Origin of the sequence: Kaistella solincola (assembly GCF_000812875.1) — a bacterium.
Taxonomy (GTDB): domain Bacteria; phylum Bacteroidota; class Bacteroidia; order Flavobacteriales; family Weeksellaceae; genus Kaistella; species Kaistella solincola.
On the sequence record NZ_JSYK01000013.1, the window covers coordinates 1 to 333 of the forward strand.

Genomic DNA, 333 nt, shown 5'->3' on the forward strand with positions numbered 1-333 from the left:
TGAAAGTTTCGGGAACTATCGACAACTACAGCATTGAAAGTATTAACCTGGCGAAATTAGGAGACCAAGACAAACTGATTTCCATTAATGACAAAATCAGGAAAGCAATTAACAAAAGTGGTGGCGACACCGTAACCGTGACCCTTTACTTAATGACTTCAAAAGCTCAAATTACTGAAAAAGAGGTTTTAGAAACCTTCAAAGAATCAGGGGCATTAAATGCGTACAAAAAGCTACCAAAAGACGAGAGGAATGAAATGATGGGGAAAATTACCTCTCAAAAATCAGAAGATCAACAAGTAAAGATGATTTTGAAATACCTTGACCAACTCA

General features: G+C 36.6%; 1 protein-coding gene. It reads left to right on the forward strand.

Annotation, left to right across the window (positions count from 1 at the left end; all coding sequences use genetic code 11):
* On the forward strand, positions 1-333 hold a 333-nt coding region (locus tag OA84_RS11105), incomplete at both ends, for a DUF1905 domain-containing protein (protein WP_039346586.1).